15 protein-coding genes are annotated in these 16,851 nt (G+C 65.2%); 6 read left to right on the top strand and 9 right to left on the bottom strand.

Translation table 11 applies throughout. The annotated features are described in order from the left end of the window. Window positions 1-77: 77 nt before the first annotated feature. Window positions 78-1,352, bottom strand: a complete 1,275-nt coding sequence (locus ACFPTO_RS07555) for a DUF3734 domain-containing protein (protein WP_377710520.1) — start codon at window positions 1,350-1,352, stop codon at window positions 78-80. A gap of 16 nt (window positions 1,353-1,368) precedes the next feature. After that, complete coding sequence (locus ACFPTO_RS07550; protein ID WP_293034041.1) at window positions 1,369-2,172, bottom strand: 3-hydroxybutyrate dehydrogenase; 804 nt, start codon at window positions 2,170-2,172, stop codon at window positions 1,369-1,371. Between the two features lie 209 nt (window positions 2,173-2,381). On the opposite strand from ACFPTO_RS07550, the gene ACFPTO_RS07545 reads away from it, so the two are divergent. Next, entirely contained in the window at window positions 2,382-3,353 is a 972-nt protein-coding gene (locus tag ACFPTO_RS07545; protein WP_377710519.1) for a potassium channel beta subunit family protein, read from the top strand. Between the two features lie 236 nt (window positions 3,354-3,589). Continuing rightward, a complete protein-coding gene (locus ACFPTO_RS07540; RefSeq protein WP_377710518.1) occupies window positions 3,590-4,435 on the top strand; it encodes a 23S rRNA (adenine(2030)-N(6))-methyltransferase RlmJ in 846 nt (281 codons plus the stop codon). Window positions 4,436-4,491: 56 nt separating this feature from the next. Here the strand turns inward: ACFPTO_RS07540 and ACFPTO_RS07535 are convergent, their stop codons facing one another. The 3 genes from ACFPTO_RS07535 to cueR form a co-directional block, all read right to left on the bottom strand. Next, complete coding sequence (locus tag ACFPTO_RS07535; RefSeq protein ID WP_377710516.1) at window positions 4,492-4,896, bottom strand: hypothetical protein; 405 nt, start codon at window positions 4,894-4,896, stop codon at window positions 4,492-4,494. A 157-nt stretch (window positions 4,897-5,053) separates the two neighbouring features. Further along, entirely contained in the window at window positions 5,054-5,200 is a 147-nt protein-coding gene (locus ACFPTO_RS07530) for a DUF3563 family protein (protein ID WP_377710515.1), read from the bottom strand. 305 nt (window positions 5,201-5,505) lie between these two features. Next, window positions 5,506-5,919 (bottom strand): Cu(I)-responsive transcriptional regulator, encoded by a 414-nt coding sequence (gene cueR, locus ACFPTO_RS07525; protein WP_377710514.1) that lies wholly within the window; start codon window positions 5,917-5,919, stop codon window positions 5,506-5,508. A 160-nt stretch (window positions 5,920-6,079) separates the two neighbouring features. On the opposite strand from cueR, the gene ACFPTO_RS07520 reads away from it, so the two are divergent. Both ACFPTO_RS07520 and ACFPTO_RS07515 read left to right on the top strand, forming a co-directional pair. Beyond that, entirely contained in the window at window positions 6,080-6,307 is a 228-nt protein-coding gene (locus ACFPTO_RS07520; RefSeq protein ID WP_377710513.1) for a heavy-metal-associated domain-containing protein, read from the top strand. Window positions 6,308-6,317: 10 nt separating this feature from the next. Next, a complete protein-coding gene (locus tag ACFPTO_RS07515; RefSeq protein ID WP_377710512.1) occupies window positions 6,318-7,259 on the top strand; it encodes a dTDP-4-dehydrorhamnose reductase family protein in 942 nt (313 codons plus the stop codon). On the opposite strand, the gene ACFPTO_RS07510 is transcribed toward ACFPTO_RS07515, so the two are convergent. The 4 genes from ACFPTO_RS07510 to ACFPTO_RS07495 all read right to left on the bottom strand — a co-directional run bounded on the left by ACFPTO_RS07510 (window position 7,253) and on the right by ACFPTO_RS07495 (window position 15,021). Beyond that, window positions 7,253-10,777: an error-prone DNA polymerase gene (locus ACFPTO_RS07510; RefSeq protein WP_377710568.1), complete on the bottom strand. Its 3,525-nt coding sequence runs from the start codon at window positions 10,775-10,777 to the stop codon at window positions 7,253-7,255. The genes ACFPTO_RS07515 and ACFPTO_RS07510 overlap by 7 nt on opposite strands. 15 nt (window positions 10,778-10,792) lie before the next feature. Continuing rightward, window positions 10,793-12,448, bottom strand: coding sequence for a Y-family DNA polymerase (locus tag ACFPTO_RS07505; protein WP_377710510.1), 1,656 nt, complete (start codon window positions 12,446-12,448; stop codon window positions 10,793-10,795). Continuing rightward, window positions 12,351-13,190 (bottom strand): translesion DNA synthesis-associated protein ImuA, encoded by an 840-nt coding sequence (gene imuA / locus ACFPTO_RS07500; RefSeq protein ID WP_377710509.1) that lies wholly within the window; start codon window positions 13,188-13,190, stop codon window positions 12,351-12,353. Before imuA ends, ACFPTO_RS07505 begins: the two co-directional genes overlap by 98 nt. 223 nt (window positions 13,191-13,413) lie before the next feature. Beyond that, on the bottom strand, window positions 13,414-15,021 hold the full coding sequence (locus ACFPTO_RS07495; RefSeq protein ID WP_377710508.1) for a methyl-accepting chemotaxis protein: 1,608 nt from the start codon (window positions 15,019-15,021) through the stop codon (window positions 13,414-13,416). Between the two features lie 267 nt (window positions 15,022-15,288). On the opposite strand from ACFPTO_RS07495, the gene ACFPTO_RS07490 reads away from it, so the two are divergent. Together ACFPTO_RS07490 and ACFPTO_RS07485 are read left to right on the top strand one after the other, a co-directional pair. Then, entirely contained in the window at window positions 15,289-15,642 is a 354-nt protein-coding gene (locus tag ACFPTO_RS07490) for a hypothetical protein (RefSeq protein ID WP_377710507.1), read from the top strand. 337 nt (window positions 15,643-15,979) lie between these two features. Then, window positions 15,980-16,285 carry an H-NS family nucleoid-associated regulatory protein gene (locus ACFPTO_RS07485; RefSeq protein ID WP_367146987.1) on the top strand — a complete coding sequence of 102 codons (306 nt, stop codon included), beginning with the start codon at window positions 15,980-15,982 and terminating at the stop codon, window positions 16,283-16,285. Window positions 16,286-16,851: the final 566 nt, after the last annotated feature.

Below are 16,851 nucleotides of genomic sequence, written 5' to 3'. Positions count from 1 at the left end.
AAGTCTGGCTTGCGAAGCGGCGCTACGTAACGATATGCGGCGATACAGGGCGATACGGCGAGCCAGCCCGAATGTCCCTAGGCGGCGCCTTCGCCCTCTCCCGGCTGCGGATGTGCCCTGCCATCGCGATGAATGTCGTGCGTGACGAACCCGGCGTCGTTATCGGGCTTGTCGAGCCACCCTGGCTGCGCAAGCGACGCACGAATGTCCTGCAAGCCGCTATGCCAATGTTCGCGCATGGTCGAAGTGCCGAACTGATAGTCCTTGAAGTTGCCCTCGTACTCCTTTTGCCGGTAGATCAGATGGACCACGTTGTACTTCTTCGAGCACGACAGCTCCTCCGCCAGCTCGACCCATGGATCCTGCCGATGTTCGGTCGCCACACGGTCGAGCACTTCGCGCAGCACATGGCGAAAGCGCTGCGAGCGCTGGAGCATGTCGGTCACGAGACGCGTGCGGCTCGAAAACTGGATGTCCTTCATGCGCCCCTGGACATCGGTGATGCTATCGGGCACCGGGCCGCGCGCGCTCCATAAATCGACCTGGAAGGCGAGCGTATCGCGGCGCGGCGTGGTCTGGATCACCTCGTAGAGCGGCGTGTTCGACACGAGGCCGCCGTCCCAGTAGTACTCGCCGTCGATCTCCACGGCCGGGAAGCCCGGCGGCAGCGCACCCGACGCGATGAAATGCTCGGGTCGCAGCTTCATCGTGGTGTTGTCGAAGTAGACGAAGTTGCCATTGCGCACGTTGACCGCGCCCACCGAGACACGCGTCTCTTTCGAATTGATGCGGTCGAAGTCGCACAACCGCTCGAGCGTGTCCTTGAGCGGGCGCGTGTCGTAATAGCTCGCCCGCTCCGGATGGCCCGACGCGTGCGGCATGGGCGGCGGGAAACGCGGCACGAAGAAGCCCTTTTGCCCTTCGACGAGCGCGCTCGCCGCCTGCATGGCCGTGAACGTCTTGCGGATCGCGTCGCCCGAATTGAAGAGCGCGTGTTCCACGAATGCAGGCAACTGCACGCTATAGGCGGGCCGGCAGATCGTCTCCCAGAACTCGCGCAACCGCGCGACGCGAAGCTCCGGCGGATTGCCCGCGATGATCGCCGTATTGAGCGCGCCGATCGAGATACCGGCGATCCAGTTCGGCGCGATGCCGGCCTCGGAGAGGCCCTCATAGACGCCAGCCTGATACGCGCCGAGCGCACCGCCGCCCTGCAGCGTGAGCGCGACGGTTTCCCACTGCGCGGACTCGCCGCCGCAGTAGTGCGAACGCGGCCGCGGCGCGGCGCCGGTGTGCACGCCGGTCTCGTCCGCGACGGCGCTCTGCGGAGCCTGCTTTTTAGGTTGCGCCATGGCCGCGCCCTCCCTGTTATTGCATGAACCAGCCGTGGCTGACGACGAACGACTGGCCGGTGAATGCAGCGCTCGGGAATGCGCTGAGGAACAGTACGGTCTGCGCGACGTCCTCGACGGTCGTGAACACGCCATCCACCGTGCCGCCCAGCATCACGCGCTTGACGACTTCCTCTTCGGAAATACCGAGTTCTTTTGCCTGCTCGGGAATCTGTTTGTCGACGAGCGGCGTGCGCACGAAGCCAGGGCACACCACGTGCGAGCGCACGTTGTGCTTCGCGCCTTCCTTGGCGAGCACGCGTGCCAGGCCGAGCAGCGCATGCTTGGCGGCGACGTACGCCGACTTGAGCGGCGACGCCTCGTGCGAGTGCACCGAGCCCATGTAGATCACGACGCCGCCGCGATCGTCCTTGTACATGTGCTTGAGCGCCGCCTTGGTGGTGAGGAACGCGCCGTCCACGTGGATGGCCTGCATCTTCTTCCAGTCGGCATACGCGTAGTTTTCGATCGGATTCACGATCTGGATGCCCGCGTTCGAAATGAGAATGTCCACCGAACCGAACTCGGCGGCGACACGGTCGATGCCCTGATTCACCGCATCCTCGCTCGTGACGTCCATGGCGACGCCGATCGCCTTGCCGCCCGCCGCCTTGATCTCTTCGGCAACGGCGTCCGCGCCGCTCTGGTTGAGGTCGGCAATGGCGACCGCGGCGCCCGCTTGTGCGAGCGTGAGCGCGATCTGCTTGCCGATACCGCTGGCCGCGCCGGTAACGACAGCGACCTTGCCGTCGAGCTTGGTGTTGAGTGAAAGAGACGACATCGAGTACCTCCAGGTAGTAGACGAGATCAGACCTCGGCACGCTAACGCTGTCAAACCGGCCAGACGGCCTATGCCTTCCGGCGGCGTTATGCGCCGCAGCCAACCGCGCTATTGTGCATGAAGGCATCCGCATCCTGCACGCCACCGCGCAGCGCGCCTCCGTGCCGCGGGCAGGCGTTAATATCGTGCTTCTTTTACAGGAGATGTTCATGAATTATCGGCGACTGGGCCGTTCTGGCCTGCAAGTGAGCGAACTGTCCATCGGCTCGTGGGTCACGTACGGCAACCAGGTCGACCGCAGCCTCGCGCGCGAATCGCTCGCCGCTGCACGCGATGCAGGCGTCAACTTCTTCGACAATGCCGAAGGCTACGCACACGGCAAGTCCGAAGAAATCATGGGTGAGGCGCTCAAGGAACTCGCGTGGCCGCGCGTGAGCTATGTCGTGTCGACAAAGTTCTTCTGGGGCTTGAGCGAAGGGCCGAACCAGCACCACACGCTCAACCGCAAGTACCTGCACAACGCCATCGACGGCTCGCTCAAGCGGCTTCAGCTCGACTACGTCGATCTGGTGTTCTGCCATCGGTCCGATCCGAACACGCCCGTCGAGGAAACCGTCTGGGCGATGAGCGACATGATCGCGCGCGGCAAGGCGCTGTACTGGGGCACGTCGGAATGGAGCGCCGACGAAATCCGCGCGGCGTGGGAAATTGCCGAGCGGCATCATCTGCACAAGCCGGTCATGGAACAGCCGCAGTACAACCTGTTCCACCGCCGCCGCGTGGAGGACGAATATCGGCGCCTCTATGAAGACATCGGCCTCGGGCTCACGACCTGGAGCCCGCTTGCCTCGGGTCTGCTCACGGGCAAATACCGTGACGGCGTGCCCGCGGACAGCCGCGCGCAGCTGGAGGGCTACGACTGGCTGCGCCCGGCGCTCACCAACGCGGACAAGAACGCCATCGTCACCCAGCTCGCCGGGCTCGCCGCGCAGTTGGGCTGCACGGTCGGCCAGCTCGCCATCGCGTGGATTCTGAAGAATCCGCACGTGAGCACGGTGATAACCGGCGCGTCACATGTCGCGCAGATCAAGGAGAACATGCTGGCACGCGACGTCGCCGCGAAAATTACGCCGGAAATCAAGCAGCAGATCGAGGCGATCGTCGGCGACGCTTACGAGTGAAAAGCGCCGCGCGCGCATCGGGAGCGGCGCATGCGGTCGGGCCGTGTACTTGCGTACGTCGCGTACCATGGGTCGCGTGCCGGGTGTCGCGTACCGGGTGTCGCGTACAATACGCGGCCTTGCAGAAACAATTCCGTCACGCGCTGCCCTGGCTGCCCCGGCTGCCCTAACAAGCGGCGCGCGCTACGTGAAGCGTTGCGCTCCTCTCTTTTAGTCCGACCTTCCGCCCACCCATCATGCTGAGCTACCGCCACGCGTTCCATGCAGGCAACCATGCCGACGTGCTGAAACACGCCGTTGTCGTGCAACTGCTGCGCTATCTCGACAAAAAGGACAAGGCGTACTGGTACATCGACACCCACGCGGGCGCAGGCGCGTACGCGCTGCGCGAGGGCTACGCCACGAAGACCGCCGAGTTCGAAACGGGTATCGCGAAGCTCTGGGGACGTACCGATCTGCCGGCCGTGCTCGCCGAATATGTGGAGGAAGTCGCGGCGCTCAATCCCGATGGCGAGCTGCGCTTCTATCCGGGCTCGCCGTATCTGGCCTGGCGGCTGATGCGCGAGCAGGACCGCATGCGGCTCTTCGAGCTGCACAGCACGGAAATCGAAGTGCTGCGCCACCGTTTTCGCGATGCGGGCCGTCGCGTGATGCTTTACGACGGCGATGGCTTCGAGGGCATCAAGGCGCTGCTGCCGCCGCCGCCGCGCCGCGCGCTCGTGCTGATCGACCCTTCGTTCGAGGACAAGCGCGACTATGCGCGCACGCTCACGTGCGCCGAGGAAAGTCTCAAGCGCTTCGCGACCGGTACGTATGCGATCTGGTATCCGCAGGTCACGCGCCCCGAATCGCAGCGCTTTCCCGAGCAGCTCAAGCGCCTGCAGGAGAAGAACTGGCTGCACGTCACGCTCACCGTAAGCGAGCCGCCAGCGGACGGCTATGGCCTGTACGGCAGCGGCATGTTCATCCTGAACCCGCCCTATACGCTGGTGGCGGCGATGAAAGAAACGCTGCCCTGGCTCGTGAAGACGCTCGGCCAGGATCAGGCCGCGCAGTTCAAGATCGAATCGCGCGGTGATTGATACCAGCGCTGAAACCGGCGCTCGCGGTGACGCGCGGTGACTAATACCCGCGCGGCTTATTGCGCTGGCGCCGCCTGTGGCGTCGGCAACGGTTTGGGGCGCTGAGGTCTGGGGTGCGGCGGTCTGGGCCGCATTCCGCGACCCGGCACCGCGATGTACGGCGCAACGACATAGGGCGTCGACGAGTCCGGCGCAAGCCCGGCCGGCGCAGCCGGCTGATGCGCCGCAACCATCGGTTCGTGCGAAAGCGGCGCGTTCTGCAGCACCATCCCCTTCTGGCCGTCGATGATTCCCCGCTGCGTGTCGAGTATCAATGGCTGGCCGTCCGCATAAGCGGCGGCATGCGCCAGCGCCAGCACGCCCGCTATCGCGGCGGCGGGCAGCCAGACGGTCAAAGGCTTGCGGTCTATGCGATCTATGCGGCCTGTCTCCATGGACTCCCCCGAAATATGCGGTTTCATCAGCTATGTCGGCCAAACTCAAAAAAGACTTTACCTTACCGCGGTGTCAAGGTTCAGACTGCATGTGCTGACCGGGGTGGTCATCGCGGGAACGAGATGCGCCAGAAATGACAAAGCCCCGCAATGCGGGGCCTGGGACAGTACCACCTGGTGCGGCTTACGACGTGTAGCCGTCCGTTTCCAGCGAGCGGATACGCTGCTCGAGTTGCACGATATCCGACGACGAGGCGAGCCACTCTTCGCGGCGACGACGTTCTGCGACTTCAAACCAGTTACTCAGGGCTTCAAGAATGTAAGCAAACATGATGTTGTTCTCCAAGGATGTGTGGGTCCCCGGTGCATCGTTCATCAGGGATTACCCTAGCTAGGGAATACCCGCATTATAGTCATGTTTTGGAATTTTGCTAGCCCGTCGCCCGAATGCAGTGCAACGCCAGCCAGCGAGCCAAAAATTAGGGCGATCAGTAACATGTTGATTTTATGTATATTTTTTGACGATGCCGATCAGCAACAAAGCCAAGGTGCATAAAAATGCACCAAATTGACGCACCGGTTGCACAAGGTTGCGACAATTTGCCGACGCGGATTGCACCCGAATCTGGTGAGCGGTCAAACCTGCGCAGGCGTCGCGAGCTGCGATTCGGCGAGCTGTTCAAGAATTGGGCAATCCGGCCGATCGTCGCCATTACAATGGGCCGCCAGATGAGTGAGCGTGTCGCGCATCTGGGTCAGCTCGGCGATGCGCTGGTTCAGGTCGGCCACATGCGCGAGCGCGATTGCCTTGACCTCTGCACTCGCGCGCAAGCGGTCGTGCCACAGCGCAAGCAGGAGGCGGATGTCGTCTACCAGGAAGCCCAGGCGCCGCGCCTGGCGCACGAAGCGCAGCACATGCACTTCCTCCATGCCGTAGACGCGGTAGCCGGACGCCGTGCGGCCTTTGGGCGCAAGCAGGCCGACACTTTCGTAGTAGCGGATCATTTTCGCCGTGACGCCCGATTCGCGCGCCGCTTCGCCGATGTTCATGCTGCACTCCTGCATGCGTTCAATGCATCGATCGTACACCTTCCTATTGTGGGAAGGTCCAGCATTCAAGCCGCTGCCGGCTGGCATAATCTGCCGGCGGCCCCATATCGGCTCAGTACCGTTCAGTAGTTGAGCCCTCCCCCAGCAAAAGGAAGAAGCGATGATCCAGTTCAATGTCGAAGGCATGACTTGCCAGCACTGCGTGGGCGCCGTCACCCGCGCGATCCAGGAACACGATGCCGCCGCGAAGGTCGAGATCGATCTGGCCACCGGCCGCGTGAGCGTCGAATCGAGCCAGAGCGCCGACGTGCTGAAGGCCGCGATCGACGAAGCCGGTTACACGGTCAAAGCGGTCAAGGGCACCGTCGGCGGCGCGTCGGACGCCTGACGCGCCCACGATGTTCAAAGTTGCCGTAATCGGCGCCTCGGGGCTGCTTGGGCGCGCAGTGGTTCGCGAACTCGCGGCCGAAACTGACTGGCAGGTCGTCCAGACCGCGTTCCGTCACGCAATCCCGGCGCAGATCGCGCTCGACGTGCGCGACCGGCAAGCCGTCGAGGCGTTCGTCACGCGTGAGGCGCCCGACGCCATCGTCATCGCCGCCGCCGAGCGCCGCCCCGACGTCTGCGAGCACGATCCTGCCGCCGCGCGCGCGCTGAACGTCGACGCCGTGCGCAGCATGGCGCAGGCGGCGCGGCAACGCGGCGCATGGGTGCTGTCGATTTCGACCGATTACGTGTTCGACGGCACAACGCCGCCCTACCGCGACGACGATCCACCGAATCCGCTTAACGCGTATGGCCGCAGCAAGCTCGATGGCGAGCGCGCGCTGCTCGATGCGACGGACAACGCGCTCGTGCTGCGCCTGCCGCTGCTTTACGGGCCGGTCGTCGAGTGGAGCGAGTCTGCGGTGACGATCCTCGTGCCCGCCGTGCTGGCGTCGGCGCGGGCGGGCGCGCCTGCGGTCGCCATGGACGCATGGGCGACGCGCTACCCCACATTTACGCCCGATGTCGCTGTGGTGATCCGCGCGTTGCTCGCCCGGTGTGCGGACGGCAACGCGGTCCGCGGAATCGTGCAGTGGTCCGGCGACGAGCCGATGACCAAGTATGAGATCGCCGAACGGCTCGCGCGGGCACTCGGCGTCGAGGCGCGGCTCGCCGCGCAGACTGCGCCCGCCGATGCGACGCCGCGTCCGCGCGACTGCCACCTCGCTTCGACCCGTCTCGAAGCGCTCGGGATCGGCAGACGCACCCCGTTCGACGTTGCGATCGGCACGGTGCTTGGCGGCTTCGAGCGGCGCGGCAGCGAAGCGCGCGCCACAACGCACACCGATCAGTGAAAATTACGGCTCTCGGTCGCGAGCCGCCCGAGCAGGCGGCTGTGATCTTCGAGCCGTTGCGCGACAAGGTGCACCACTTCGCCCTCGCGCTGCACGACGCCCGCCACCGCCATCAGCGACGCCCCGAGCAGCTCCTTGCGCTGCGTCTCGACGAGCGCCGCATGCACGATCACGTTGACCGAGCCGGTCTCGTCCTCCAGCGAAACGAAAATCGTCCCGTTCGCGGTCCCTGGCCGCTGCCGCACCGTGACGATGCCACACACGCGCGCAAGCGCGCCGTGACGGCACTGCGCCAGCTGCGCCGCCGTGCGAAAGCGCTGCTTCGCGAGGCCGGGCCGCAATAGCTCAAGAGGATGCCGGTTCAGCGTGAGCCGCAAGCTCGCGTAATCGGCGACGATCTCCGCGCCCTCAGACGCACGCGGCAACGCGAGCGGCGCCTCGGCAACGCGCGCATCGCGCAGAAGCTCAGGCACCGCATGCTGCGCGGTCACGGCCCACCACGCTTCGCGCCGGTGCCCCGCGAGGCTCGCGAGGGCGTTCGCCGCCGCGAGCGCCTCCAGTTCGCGCCGCGTGAGCGCCGCGCGCCGTGCGAGATCGTCGACATCGGCGAACGGCGCACGCGCGCGCGCCGTCATCACGCGCCGCGCGGCATCCTCCGAAAATCCCTTGATGAGACGGAAGCCGAGCCGCACCGCCGGGCCGCCACGACCGTAAAAACGCGGCGGCAGCGCGATCCGTGCGCGCAGCCTGCGTGCAAAGCGGCGCACAAGGCGGCTCGCGAACCGCGGCCTGCCGCGCGGCCACACGGCGCGCAGCCGCTCCCGGTAATCCGCCGCCTCGGCGCGGCGCGCGCGAGCCGTATCAGTATCAGTATCGGCATCGACATCGGCATCGACATCGGCATCAATCCGCACGCCCGGTCTGTCGCGCCGCTCCAGCACGCAATCCCAGTCGCTCGACGCGATATCGGGCGACAACACCGTCACGCCATGGCGCCTGGCGTCCTGCACGAGTTGCGACGGCGAATAGAATCCCAGCGGAAAACTGTTCAGCAATCCTGCAAGAAACGCGGCTGGCTCATAGCGCTTGATCCACGCGCTCGTGTAGACGAGCAACGCAAAGCTCGCCGCATGGCTCTCCGGAAAGCCGTAATCGCCGAAGCCCTCGATCTGCTTGCAGATGCGCTCGGCAAACTCCTGCTTGTAGCCCTTCTTCAACATCCGCTGCGTGAGATCGGCCTGATACGGGCGCAGGTCGCCGTCGCGCCGCCAGGCGGCCATCGCGCGGCGCAGCTTGTCGGCTTCCTCGCCGGTGTAGTCGGCGGCGACCATCGCAAGGTGCATCACCTGCTCCTGGAAGATCGGCACGCCCAACGTGCGCGCCAGCGCCTCGCGCAGTTCGTCCTTCGCATATTCCACCGTCTCCAGCCCCTGGCGCCGCTTCAGGTACGGATGCACCATGCCGCCCTGGATCGGCCCGGGCCGCACGATCGCAACCTGAATCACGAGGTCGTAATACGTGCGCGGACGAAGCCGCGGCAGCATGCTCTGCTGCGCGCGCGATTCGATCTGGAACACGCCGACCGTATCCGCGTGGCAGCACATCTCGTAGACCGCGGGATCTTCGGCGGGAATATCCTGCACGCGAAACGCGGGCAGCCCGCGCCGCAACGCGACCAGCTCCAGCGAACGCCGGATCGCCGAGAGCATGCCGAGCGCGAGCACATCGACCTTCAGAAGCCGCAGCGCGTCGATATCGTCCTTGTCCCACTCGATCACATAGCGGTCCTTCATCGCGGCGTTCTCGATCGGCACGAGGCGCGAAAGCTTGTCCTTCGCGATCACGAAGCCGCCCACGTGCTGCGACAGATGGCGCGGGAAACCGCGCAACTCGCGCGTGAGGCGAATGAGCTGCTGCGTGACGTGCGAATCCGGCGAGAAACCCGCCTCCTCCAGATGCTGCGCGATCGAATCAGCGCCGTCCCACCACTGGTGCGCACCCGAAAGTTTTTCGACGAGCGCCGTATCGAGCCCGAGCGCCTTGCCCACGTCGCGCAGCGCACTGCGCGAGCGGTAAGTGATGAGGGTTGCAGCGAGCGCGGCGCGGCGCTTGCCGTACTTGCGGTAGATGTACTGGATCACCTCCTCGCGGCGCTGATGCTCGAAATCGACGTCGATATCGGGCGGTTCGTTGCGCGCACGCGAGATGAAGCGCTCGACGAGCATGTTCATGCGCACGGGGTCGATCTCCGTGATCATGAGGCAATAGCAGACCACCGAATTCGCCGCGGATCCGCGCCCCTGGCACAGGATGCCCTCGCCGCGCGCGTAGCGGACGATGTCGTGAACCGTCAGGAAGTACTTCTCGTACTTCAGTGCGGCAATGAGATCGAGTTCCTTCTCGATCTGCTCGTGGCGCTTGTCCGTCATGCCGTCGGGCCAGCGCTCGGCGGCGCCGCGCATGACCAGCTTGCGCAGCCACGAAGCCGGCGTCTCGCCTGCCGGCACCAGTTCCTCGGGATACTCGTAGGCCAGCTCGGCGAGCGAGAACGTGCAGCGGCGGGCGACGTCGAGTGTCGCATCGAGTGCGTCGCGCGGATACAGCGCGCCGAGCCGCACGCGCGAGCGCAGATGCCGCTCCGCATTCGGTTCGAGCGCGCGGCCGCACACCGCAAGCGGCTGACCGATGCAAATCGCGCTCAAGGTGTCCTGCAGCGGCTTGCGCGAGCGTGCATGCATCAGCACGCCGCCCGCCGCCACGAGCGGCAGGCCCGTCTCCTGAGAAACGAAACGCAGCGCCTCGATCTGCGTGTCGTCGCCGCCGGTCTGCCAGAGTTCGAGCACGAGCCACGCACGCTCCGCCGCGAAGCCCGAGAGCCAGTGCGCGGCGCGTAGCGTCTGTGCAAGCGTCGCCGCGCGCTGCGGCACGAGAAGCAGCACGCAGTCGCGCAGATGCAGCAGGTGCGCGAAATCCGCATCGGGATGGGTGAAGTCATCCGGGTGCACGCGATAGTGCCCCTTGTCCGCCCGCGAGCGCGCGAGCGTGATCAGCTCGCACAGGTTGCCGTAGCCCTCGCGGTTCATCGCGAGCGCGACCAGCGTGCAGAACGGCGCGCCGCCGTCTTTCTCGACCAGATTCAGCTCGCTGCCGATCAAGAGCTGCAGCGACGGCGCGAACGGCTCCGGCGCTTCGCCGCCGCGCCTGTGCGCTTCGCGCGCGGCTTCGTCGTGCGCCTTTCTGAGCGGTTCGTCATGCTCGTTCAGTGCGCTGAAAGCGCGCACGACGCCCGCGAGCGAGCATTCGTCGGTGATGGCGAGCGCGCGGTAACCATGGCGGATCGCCTGGCCGACCAGTTCGTCCGGGCGCGACGCGCCGCGCAGGAACGTGAAGTTGGTCAGGCAGTGCAGCTCCGCATACTCCGGCAAAGGCGCAGCTGGCGCCCTGCCCGGCTGCGAAGATGGATAAGCCGGGGGATCAGTTGGCAGCGGCGCACGCGGCGCCTCGCCCGAACCGGACATCGACATGATCGCTGCTCAGCCGAAGAGCCCCTGCAGATACCACTGCCCGCCGATGCGCTCGCGATAGAGCCAGAACATGCGGCCCTGGTTGTCGGCGGCAACGTAGTAGTCGCGTCCGACGCCCTCGCCGTCCCACCAGCCTGTCTCGATGCGCTCGGTGCGCGTGAGCGTCTTCAGCGGCCGCCGGTAGACCGGACGGTCGCCGCGCACGGCCAGCTTCAGCGGCTTTTCGAGCAGCCACGCCGGACGCGGCTGCGTCGGCAGCGGCATGTCGGGCAGATCGAGCACGGACTGCACCGATGCCGCCCCCTGCACCTCCTGCGCTCCCTGCGGCTGCGACCGGCCGCGCGGCTTGCGCGAAGACGCCCGGCGCGCAGGCGCGCCAGACGCACCAGACGCACCAGACGCACGATAAGCGCGCGCCGCCATCGCACGCTCGGGCCGGTGATCGTCCTCGACGAACAGCTGCAGCACGTTCTGCTCGCCAAGCCGCGCGCCGATGCGCTCGAACAGCTGCGCGAGCGGCGCGTCCGATGTCTCGGGCATCGGGAACAGCGTGTCATTGGGCGCGGCGTATTCGCTCACCCCCGACGCGATGAGTGCCAGCCCGATCACCGGCGCAGCGAGTTCGGTCTGATTGAGCTTTTCACGCAGAAGCCACAACAGATGCCCGGCGTCGCGCGAAGGCGATGCCCACGCGAGCGTCAAACTCGACGTGCGCGGTGCGTGCCGCGAAGCCAGTTCGTGTTCGAGCCGCAACTCGAATGCGCTCAGCGCCGCATGCTGCGCGACGAGCCAGCCCGCCAGCTGCATCACGAGCCGGCGCGCGGCGAAGAGCAGCGCCTCGGCGCTTTCCACCCGCGCCTGCAATTCGAGTTCGGCGCGAAACGACGGCGGTGCGCTGAACGCGATGCGGGGATCGGGCGCCTCGCCGCGCGCCTGCGCGAGCCAGGTCAGCACGCCGTCGCCGAAGCGCCGCGCAATGCCCTCACGCGGCAGACGCCGCAGGTCGCCGAGGGTCGCGCAGCCGATCTGCGTGAGCGCGTGATCGTGCTGCGCGGCGAATGGAGCGAGCGTGACCGGCAGCGTGTCGAGCACGCGCGCAAGCGTCGTCTCCTTGAGCACGCGCCAGCGATGCGACGTCCCCGAAGCACGGGTGGCACGCGCCTGGGCGAGCGTCCATGCGCCCCAGGCAGTGGGCGCGCAGGCAATGCGCGCGGTGTGCCCGCAATCGGCTACCGTCACCGCCACCTTCGCGAGCAGCGCGCGCACGCCGCCGAAAAGACGCAGCCCGGAGCCGACCTCCAGCAACAGCGTATGCGACTGCGCGAGCGACACTTTCGGCGTATAGGCGAGCAGCGCGAGCGCGAGCGCCTCGAACGCACGGGTCTCGCGGGCCGGATCGGATTCGAGCAGCACGAGCCCCGGCGCGAGCGCGAGTGCATGCGCGCGCGTGTTGTCCGCGCGCACGCCGAGCGCGAACGCATCGAGATCGGGAATCAGGACGCGTGCGTGGTCGGCCAGCGCGTAGCAGCGAGCCTCCTGCGCGGTGCGTGCGCCCTGCGGCTGCGCCTCAGATGGAGGCGGAAACGGCTGGTCCGGCGGCAGCAGCAGCGGCGGCCTCACGGCCTCCAGCGGCAAGAGCGGCAAGGTGACGGCGATCCACAACATGATTGATCCCGGGCCGCGGCACGGCGGACGCCTGCCCGGCGAGGGGCAGCACGGCATCCTGCAGCGGCAGCATGACGATGAGTGGCTGGGCGGGCGGCGGCCCGCGGCGTTTGAAGATATCGACGGACACGGCGCTGAGCTGCATCCACTGGCGCCGGTTGATACCGGCATCGGCGGGGGGCGGCACCGGCATGCAGGCCATGCGTAACGGCGCAGGCGACGACTGGCTGCGCGCGGCGACCGGGCGAATCAGAAACGCGAGCGCATGCGAATCCTGCGCGGCGACCTGCAGACGCCGCACCGCATCGGCGCGCACGCGCGCCTGCCAGAGCAGCACGGCGCCGATGCCGCCCTGACGCAGCGCCTGCTCGGCGACCCAGGGTGCATCGTTCTCGCCCGCGCGCACCCAGACCACGCGATCGAGCGCGAGCCCCCACGCCTTGAGCGCGCACGCATACGGCTGCCAGGGCGGCGCGACGAGCAGCACGTGGCGGCCGGCCGTGGCCGTCAGCGAGCGCAGCGCGGGCGCGACAAGCCGCATTTCGCCGATGCCGCCCTGCTCGACCAGCAGCTCGGTCAGGCTGCCCGCAGGCCAGCCCGCGCCGGGCAGGAACGCGTCGAGCGCAGCGTGCCCGCTCGGCACCGTGCGCTCGCTCGCGTGCGCGAGCTGATCGCCCTGCCAGATCCGGCTTTGCAACCGGGGCGGCAGATGGGCCGCCGCAAGCTGGAGTGCTGCTGCCATGAGTGCGCTCTGTCAAAAGGGCTCGGCCGCCAGGGCTCGATTGCAAAGGAATAGATCGCCCTGCCCATGCGAAAAACGGGGCATGACGAAATCACCACGGGCGCGGATTTCGCCGCGCCGTTACCTGTATATTTATACAGTATTTTTAACAATTTGGGAAAGCGGAAATGTGGCGGGGGGAGTCGGTGGGTGGTGGGTGATGGGTACGCCTACGCTGCGGTGACTACGCATACGCTTCGGTGGCCGGCTGCTCCTCCGGATTCTCGAAATCCGGCTGCGCCAGTGCCGATGCCTCGACCCCGAGCCTGAAGAACAGCACGTCGGACGCCATCCTCGCCGCCTGCTCCTGCAGCGACTGGGCTGCAGCCGCGGCCTCTTCCACCAGTGCGGCGTTCTGCTGTGTGACATCGTCGATCAGGTTGATCGCCTGATGCGCTTGCTGGATGCCCTTGCTCTGCTCGTCGGAAGCCACCGAGATTTCTTCCACGATATCGGACACGCGGCCAATCGCCTGAATCACCTTGTCCATCGTCGAGCCGACGTCGCCCGCCTGCTGGGCGCCTTGCTGCACCTTGCCGGAGGACACTTCGATCAGCGCCTTGATCTCCCTGGCCGCTGCCGACACGCGTTGCGCCAGCGCACGCACTTCCGTGGCGACTACCGCGAAGCCGCGCCCCTGCTCCCCTGCGCGCGCCGCTTCGACGGCGGCATTGAGCGCGAGAATATTGGTCTGGAAGGCAATGCTCTCGATCATCCCGGTGATCTCCCCCACTTTGGCGGAGTCCGCGCTGATCTCCTGCATCGTCGCCACCATCGTGCCCACTGCCGAGCTTCCCGCATTGGTCAGCGCGCGCGCGTTGGCTGCGAGCGAATTGGCCTGGCGAGCGTTGTCGGCGTTCTGCTTCACGGTTTCGGTGAGCTCCGTCATGCTCGCGGCCGTCTGTTCGAGCGACGCCGCCTGCTCTTCCGTGCGCGCCGAGAGGTCCTGGTTGCCCGCCGCGATCTGCCCGGATGCAGCCGTCACCGACTCGCTGCTGTCGCGAATCTCCCGGATGGTGGTGGCCAGCCGCTCGCTCATGGTCTTCATGGCTTCGAGCAACTGCCCGAACTCGCCCGTCGCGTCCACGACGATCTCGGTGTCGAGCCGGCCTTGTGCAATGTCGCGGGCGATGCTCACCGTCTTGCGCAACGGCCGCGTAATGGATCGGGTCAGATAAAGCGCCGCGCCGACCGAATAAAACGCGCCGACCAGCAGCAGCGCAGCGGAAATCCACCTCAATCGCGATGCCTTCGTCGCTCCGTCGACATCGGTCTGTCTGGCCAGGTCCGCGTTGAGCTGCACGTCCTGCTTGAGCAGAGCGGTCACGCTGTCGCCGATGGGGAGAACGCTGCTCACCTGCCAGGCGAGCGCGCCGTCGAAGTCGCCCTGCCCGGCAAGCGCCAGTTCCTTCTCGACGGCGGTCTGAAACTGTGTGATCCGGCCATTGATCTTGTCTGCCAGCACGCGCGCTTCGCTGTTCGCTACGCCGCCCGGGTAGTAGCCGTTCCAGTCCTTTTGGATTTGTACCAGGGAATGGCGAATCGCCGGGATGAACGACTTGTCCTTCTGCGCGACCATGCGCCAGAGCCCAAGACGCGAATTGAGCGTATCGGTCTGGGTCGCGCTCAGATAGCCGGTCGGAATGACGATGCTGCTATAGGTGCCGTGTAACGCATCGCTCAAGGCTGAAATTCCGCTGACGACGAATCCGCCGATTATCAGCGTACCCACCGTGCTCACCGCGATGACAAGAATGATTCTGGATTTAACCGTCGAAAAAAGCTGTTTCATCGGAGACTCCGTAACCAGAACTGATTTGATGGAAGAGGAATATCTTCAGGTGCTGCCTACCATAATCAGATCGCATTTTTATTTTTCAGCTGCCCGAACCCGCTATCACGCGTTCCGGTGCAACCGTCCTGATCTTTCCGACATGTTTATCACCACAACTCGACCGGCGGATGCATACGGCTTTCCCGATCGGCACGCGATTTATCCGTAATTCTGCGGAAAATATGCCATGACGAAACGTCGCCAATTGTCGCGAGCGCAGCAGCAATGCCAGCAGCGGCTGCCGCCAATAGATACCTTCGTTCCACGCAAGAAGGCAGAGAACCCGCGACCGGGCAACATCCACACAACGATTATGGAATCAGCAAAGCGAATATCGGCACCCGGCATTCGCGCTCACGCCATAATCTATTTAATTTCCAATATATGAAAGCCAAAGCAAGGGCAAACCCGCGAGCAAACGTTTTACCCATCCGGCGGATGACTTTCATCAATCAAAACTCCGGCATGCCCTGCACTTTGGCGCGAACCATCCCGGACGCTGTGAAACGTTTGCCCATCCGCCGGGATGGCGCAGTTTATTCGCACATTAGTTTCGCGATTTTAAATGGCAGCAAATGATAACCAGGTTGCTGTTTACATCGCGAACCACGTCGTGAAGCACGCCGCACATATCAGGATGGCATTGCGCCGCGCGCCGCGCGCCTCGCACGCTCGCTCACAGCGTGAGCCGCCGGGCGCTGCGCGATCGGAATCAATCGAAAAAAACCCGGACAGCCACTCGAATTTGCAACAGCCGTAAAACGGTGCCCCACACAGGCATGAACGTCGCTATACTCGCGCTTAGCGGTCACAATCCATGGCTCGGAAAAGCGCACGATCTGCGCGGGCTCCGACGCCAGACAGCTGGCCGTATCACGCTATAATCAGCACACCATCACGAATGTCCGCGTTATCCATGAAGGGAAAAATCGCCGACGGCGAGGCCCGCGAACGATTGATCATGTGGATTCGCCGCCGCATGGCCGAGTTTGGCATTACACCCCAGGCCCTCGCCGAATCGCTCCAGTACGACCGGGACCACCCGCCGCTTTACCGCGACGCGCGTGGAAACGAATGGAACGGAAAAGGCGCGATGCCGCACTGGTTGAGTGCCGCGCGCAATGCTGGCGTCAATCCAGATTTCTTCCGTATCGACCCTGCACCGCAGGCGTCGGCCTCCGACAGCAGCAACGAGCCAAAACAGCCCGATCTGTTCGGATAACACCCGAGACAGACTGCGCTTACAGGCGTCGTTCCCGATCTGCCCGTAAAGGGCGCCGTCCCTTTTCTGCTGCGACCGGCAGGATTGCTGCTGCCCGGCCGGTACGAATCCGAGCACGTCTGTTGCGCGCGCAAGCTTATTCCATCACGTGCCGAATAAACATTTGAAACGGGAATAACGTGCGCCGCGCACGCTTGCGTCATCGGCGCCGCCGCGATGAGAAACACGGACTTCCGTCTACCGGACAGGCACGCTCCGGCTACACGCCAATAGCGTAGCCACCCATGCTCCATGCGCGGAAAATGCCATTGGCCGGGTTATCAAGCTCACGAGTGATTTGCTTCACCGACTCGACGCATTCCGATTTGCGAAGTCGGCGTGGTTCATCTTCCTAATTGCGCCCCATATTTACATATTCGCTTATGTAGTTACGCAAAGGCCGCAATATGGTGGATCACGGAAAGGAACGATCCCTAAAGGCGCGCCGGTAGAAACGGAGCAAACTGTACGGACGCAATGGCGCGGGGCGAGCGACGGTGAAAACCGCGCAGACAGACAAACGAGGG

Source organism: Paraburkholderia denitrificans, from assembly GCF_042655705.1.
In the GTDB taxonomy this organism is placed as follows: domain Bacteria; phylum Pseudomonadota; class Gammaproteobacteria; order Burkholderiales; family Burkholderiaceae; genus Paraburkholderia; species Paraburkholderia denitrificans.
Note: the sequence above shows the minus strand (reverse complement) of the source record. Positions and strands in the feature narration are given on the sequence as shown.

Bases quoted from the DNA above. Each gene is read 5' to 3' on its own strand.
- ACFPTO_RS07555 (WP_377710520.1), bottom strand. From the start codon at position 1,352: ATGGCGCAACCTAAAAAGCAGGCTCCGCAGAGCGCCGTCGCGGACGAG.
- ACFPTO_RS07550 (WP_293034041.1), bottom strand. From the start codon at position 2,172: ATGTCGTCTCTTTCACTCAACACCAAGCTCGACGGCAAGGTCGCTGTC.
- ACFPTO_RS07545 (WP_377710519.1), top strand. From the start codon at position 2,382: ATGAATTATCGGCGACTGGGCCGTTCTGGCCTGCAAGTGAGCGAACTG.
- ACFPTO_RS07540 (WP_377710518.1), top strand. From the start codon at position 3,590: ATGCTGAGCTACCGCCACGCGTTCCATGCAGGCAACCATGCCGACGTG.
- ACFPTO_RS07535 (WP_377710516.1), bottom strand. From the start codon at position 4,896: ATGAAACCGCATATTTCGGGGGAGTCCATGGAGACAGGCCGCATAGAT.
- ACFPTO_RS07530 (WP_377710515.1), bottom strand. From the start codon at position 5,200: ATGTTTGCTTACATTCTTGAAGCCCTGAGTAACTGGTTTGAAGTCGCA.
- cueR (WP_377710514.1), bottom strand. From the start codon at position 5,919: ATGAACATCGGCGAAGCGGCGCGCGAATCGGGCGTCACGGCGAAAATG.
- ACFPTO_RS07520 (WP_377710513.1), top strand. From the start codon at position 6,080: ATGATCCAGTTCAATGTCGAAGGCATGACTTGCCAGCACTGCGTGGGC.
- ACFPTO_RS07515 (WP_377710512.1), top strand. From the start codon at position 6,318: ATGTTCAAAGTTGCCGTAATCGGCGCCTCGGGGCTGCTTGGGCGCGCA.
- ACFPTO_RS07510 (WP_377710568.1), bottom strand. From the start codon at position 10,777: ATGTCCGGTTCGGGCGAGGCGCCGCGTGCGCCGCTGCCAACTGATCCC.
- ACFPTO_RS07505 (WP_377710510.1), bottom strand. From the start codon at position 12,448: ATGTTGTGGATCGCCGTCACCTTGCCGCTCTTGCCGCTGGAGGCCGTG.
- imuA (WP_377710509.1), bottom strand. From the start codon at position 13,190: ATGGCAGCAGCACTCCAGCTTGCGGCGGCCCATCTGCCGCCCCGGTTG.
- ACFPTO_RS07495 (WP_377710508.1), bottom strand. From the start codon at position 15,021: ATGAAACAGCTTTTTTCGACGGTTAAATCCAGAATCATTCTTGTCATC.
- ACFPTO_RS07490 (WP_377710507.1), top strand. From the start codon at position 15,289: ATGCCAGCAGCGGCTGCCGCCAATAGATACCTTCGTTCCACGCAAGAA.
- ACFPTO_RS07485 (WP_367146987.1), top strand. From the start codon at position 15,980: ATGAAGGGAAAAATCGCCGACGGCGAGGCCCGCGAACGATTGATCATG.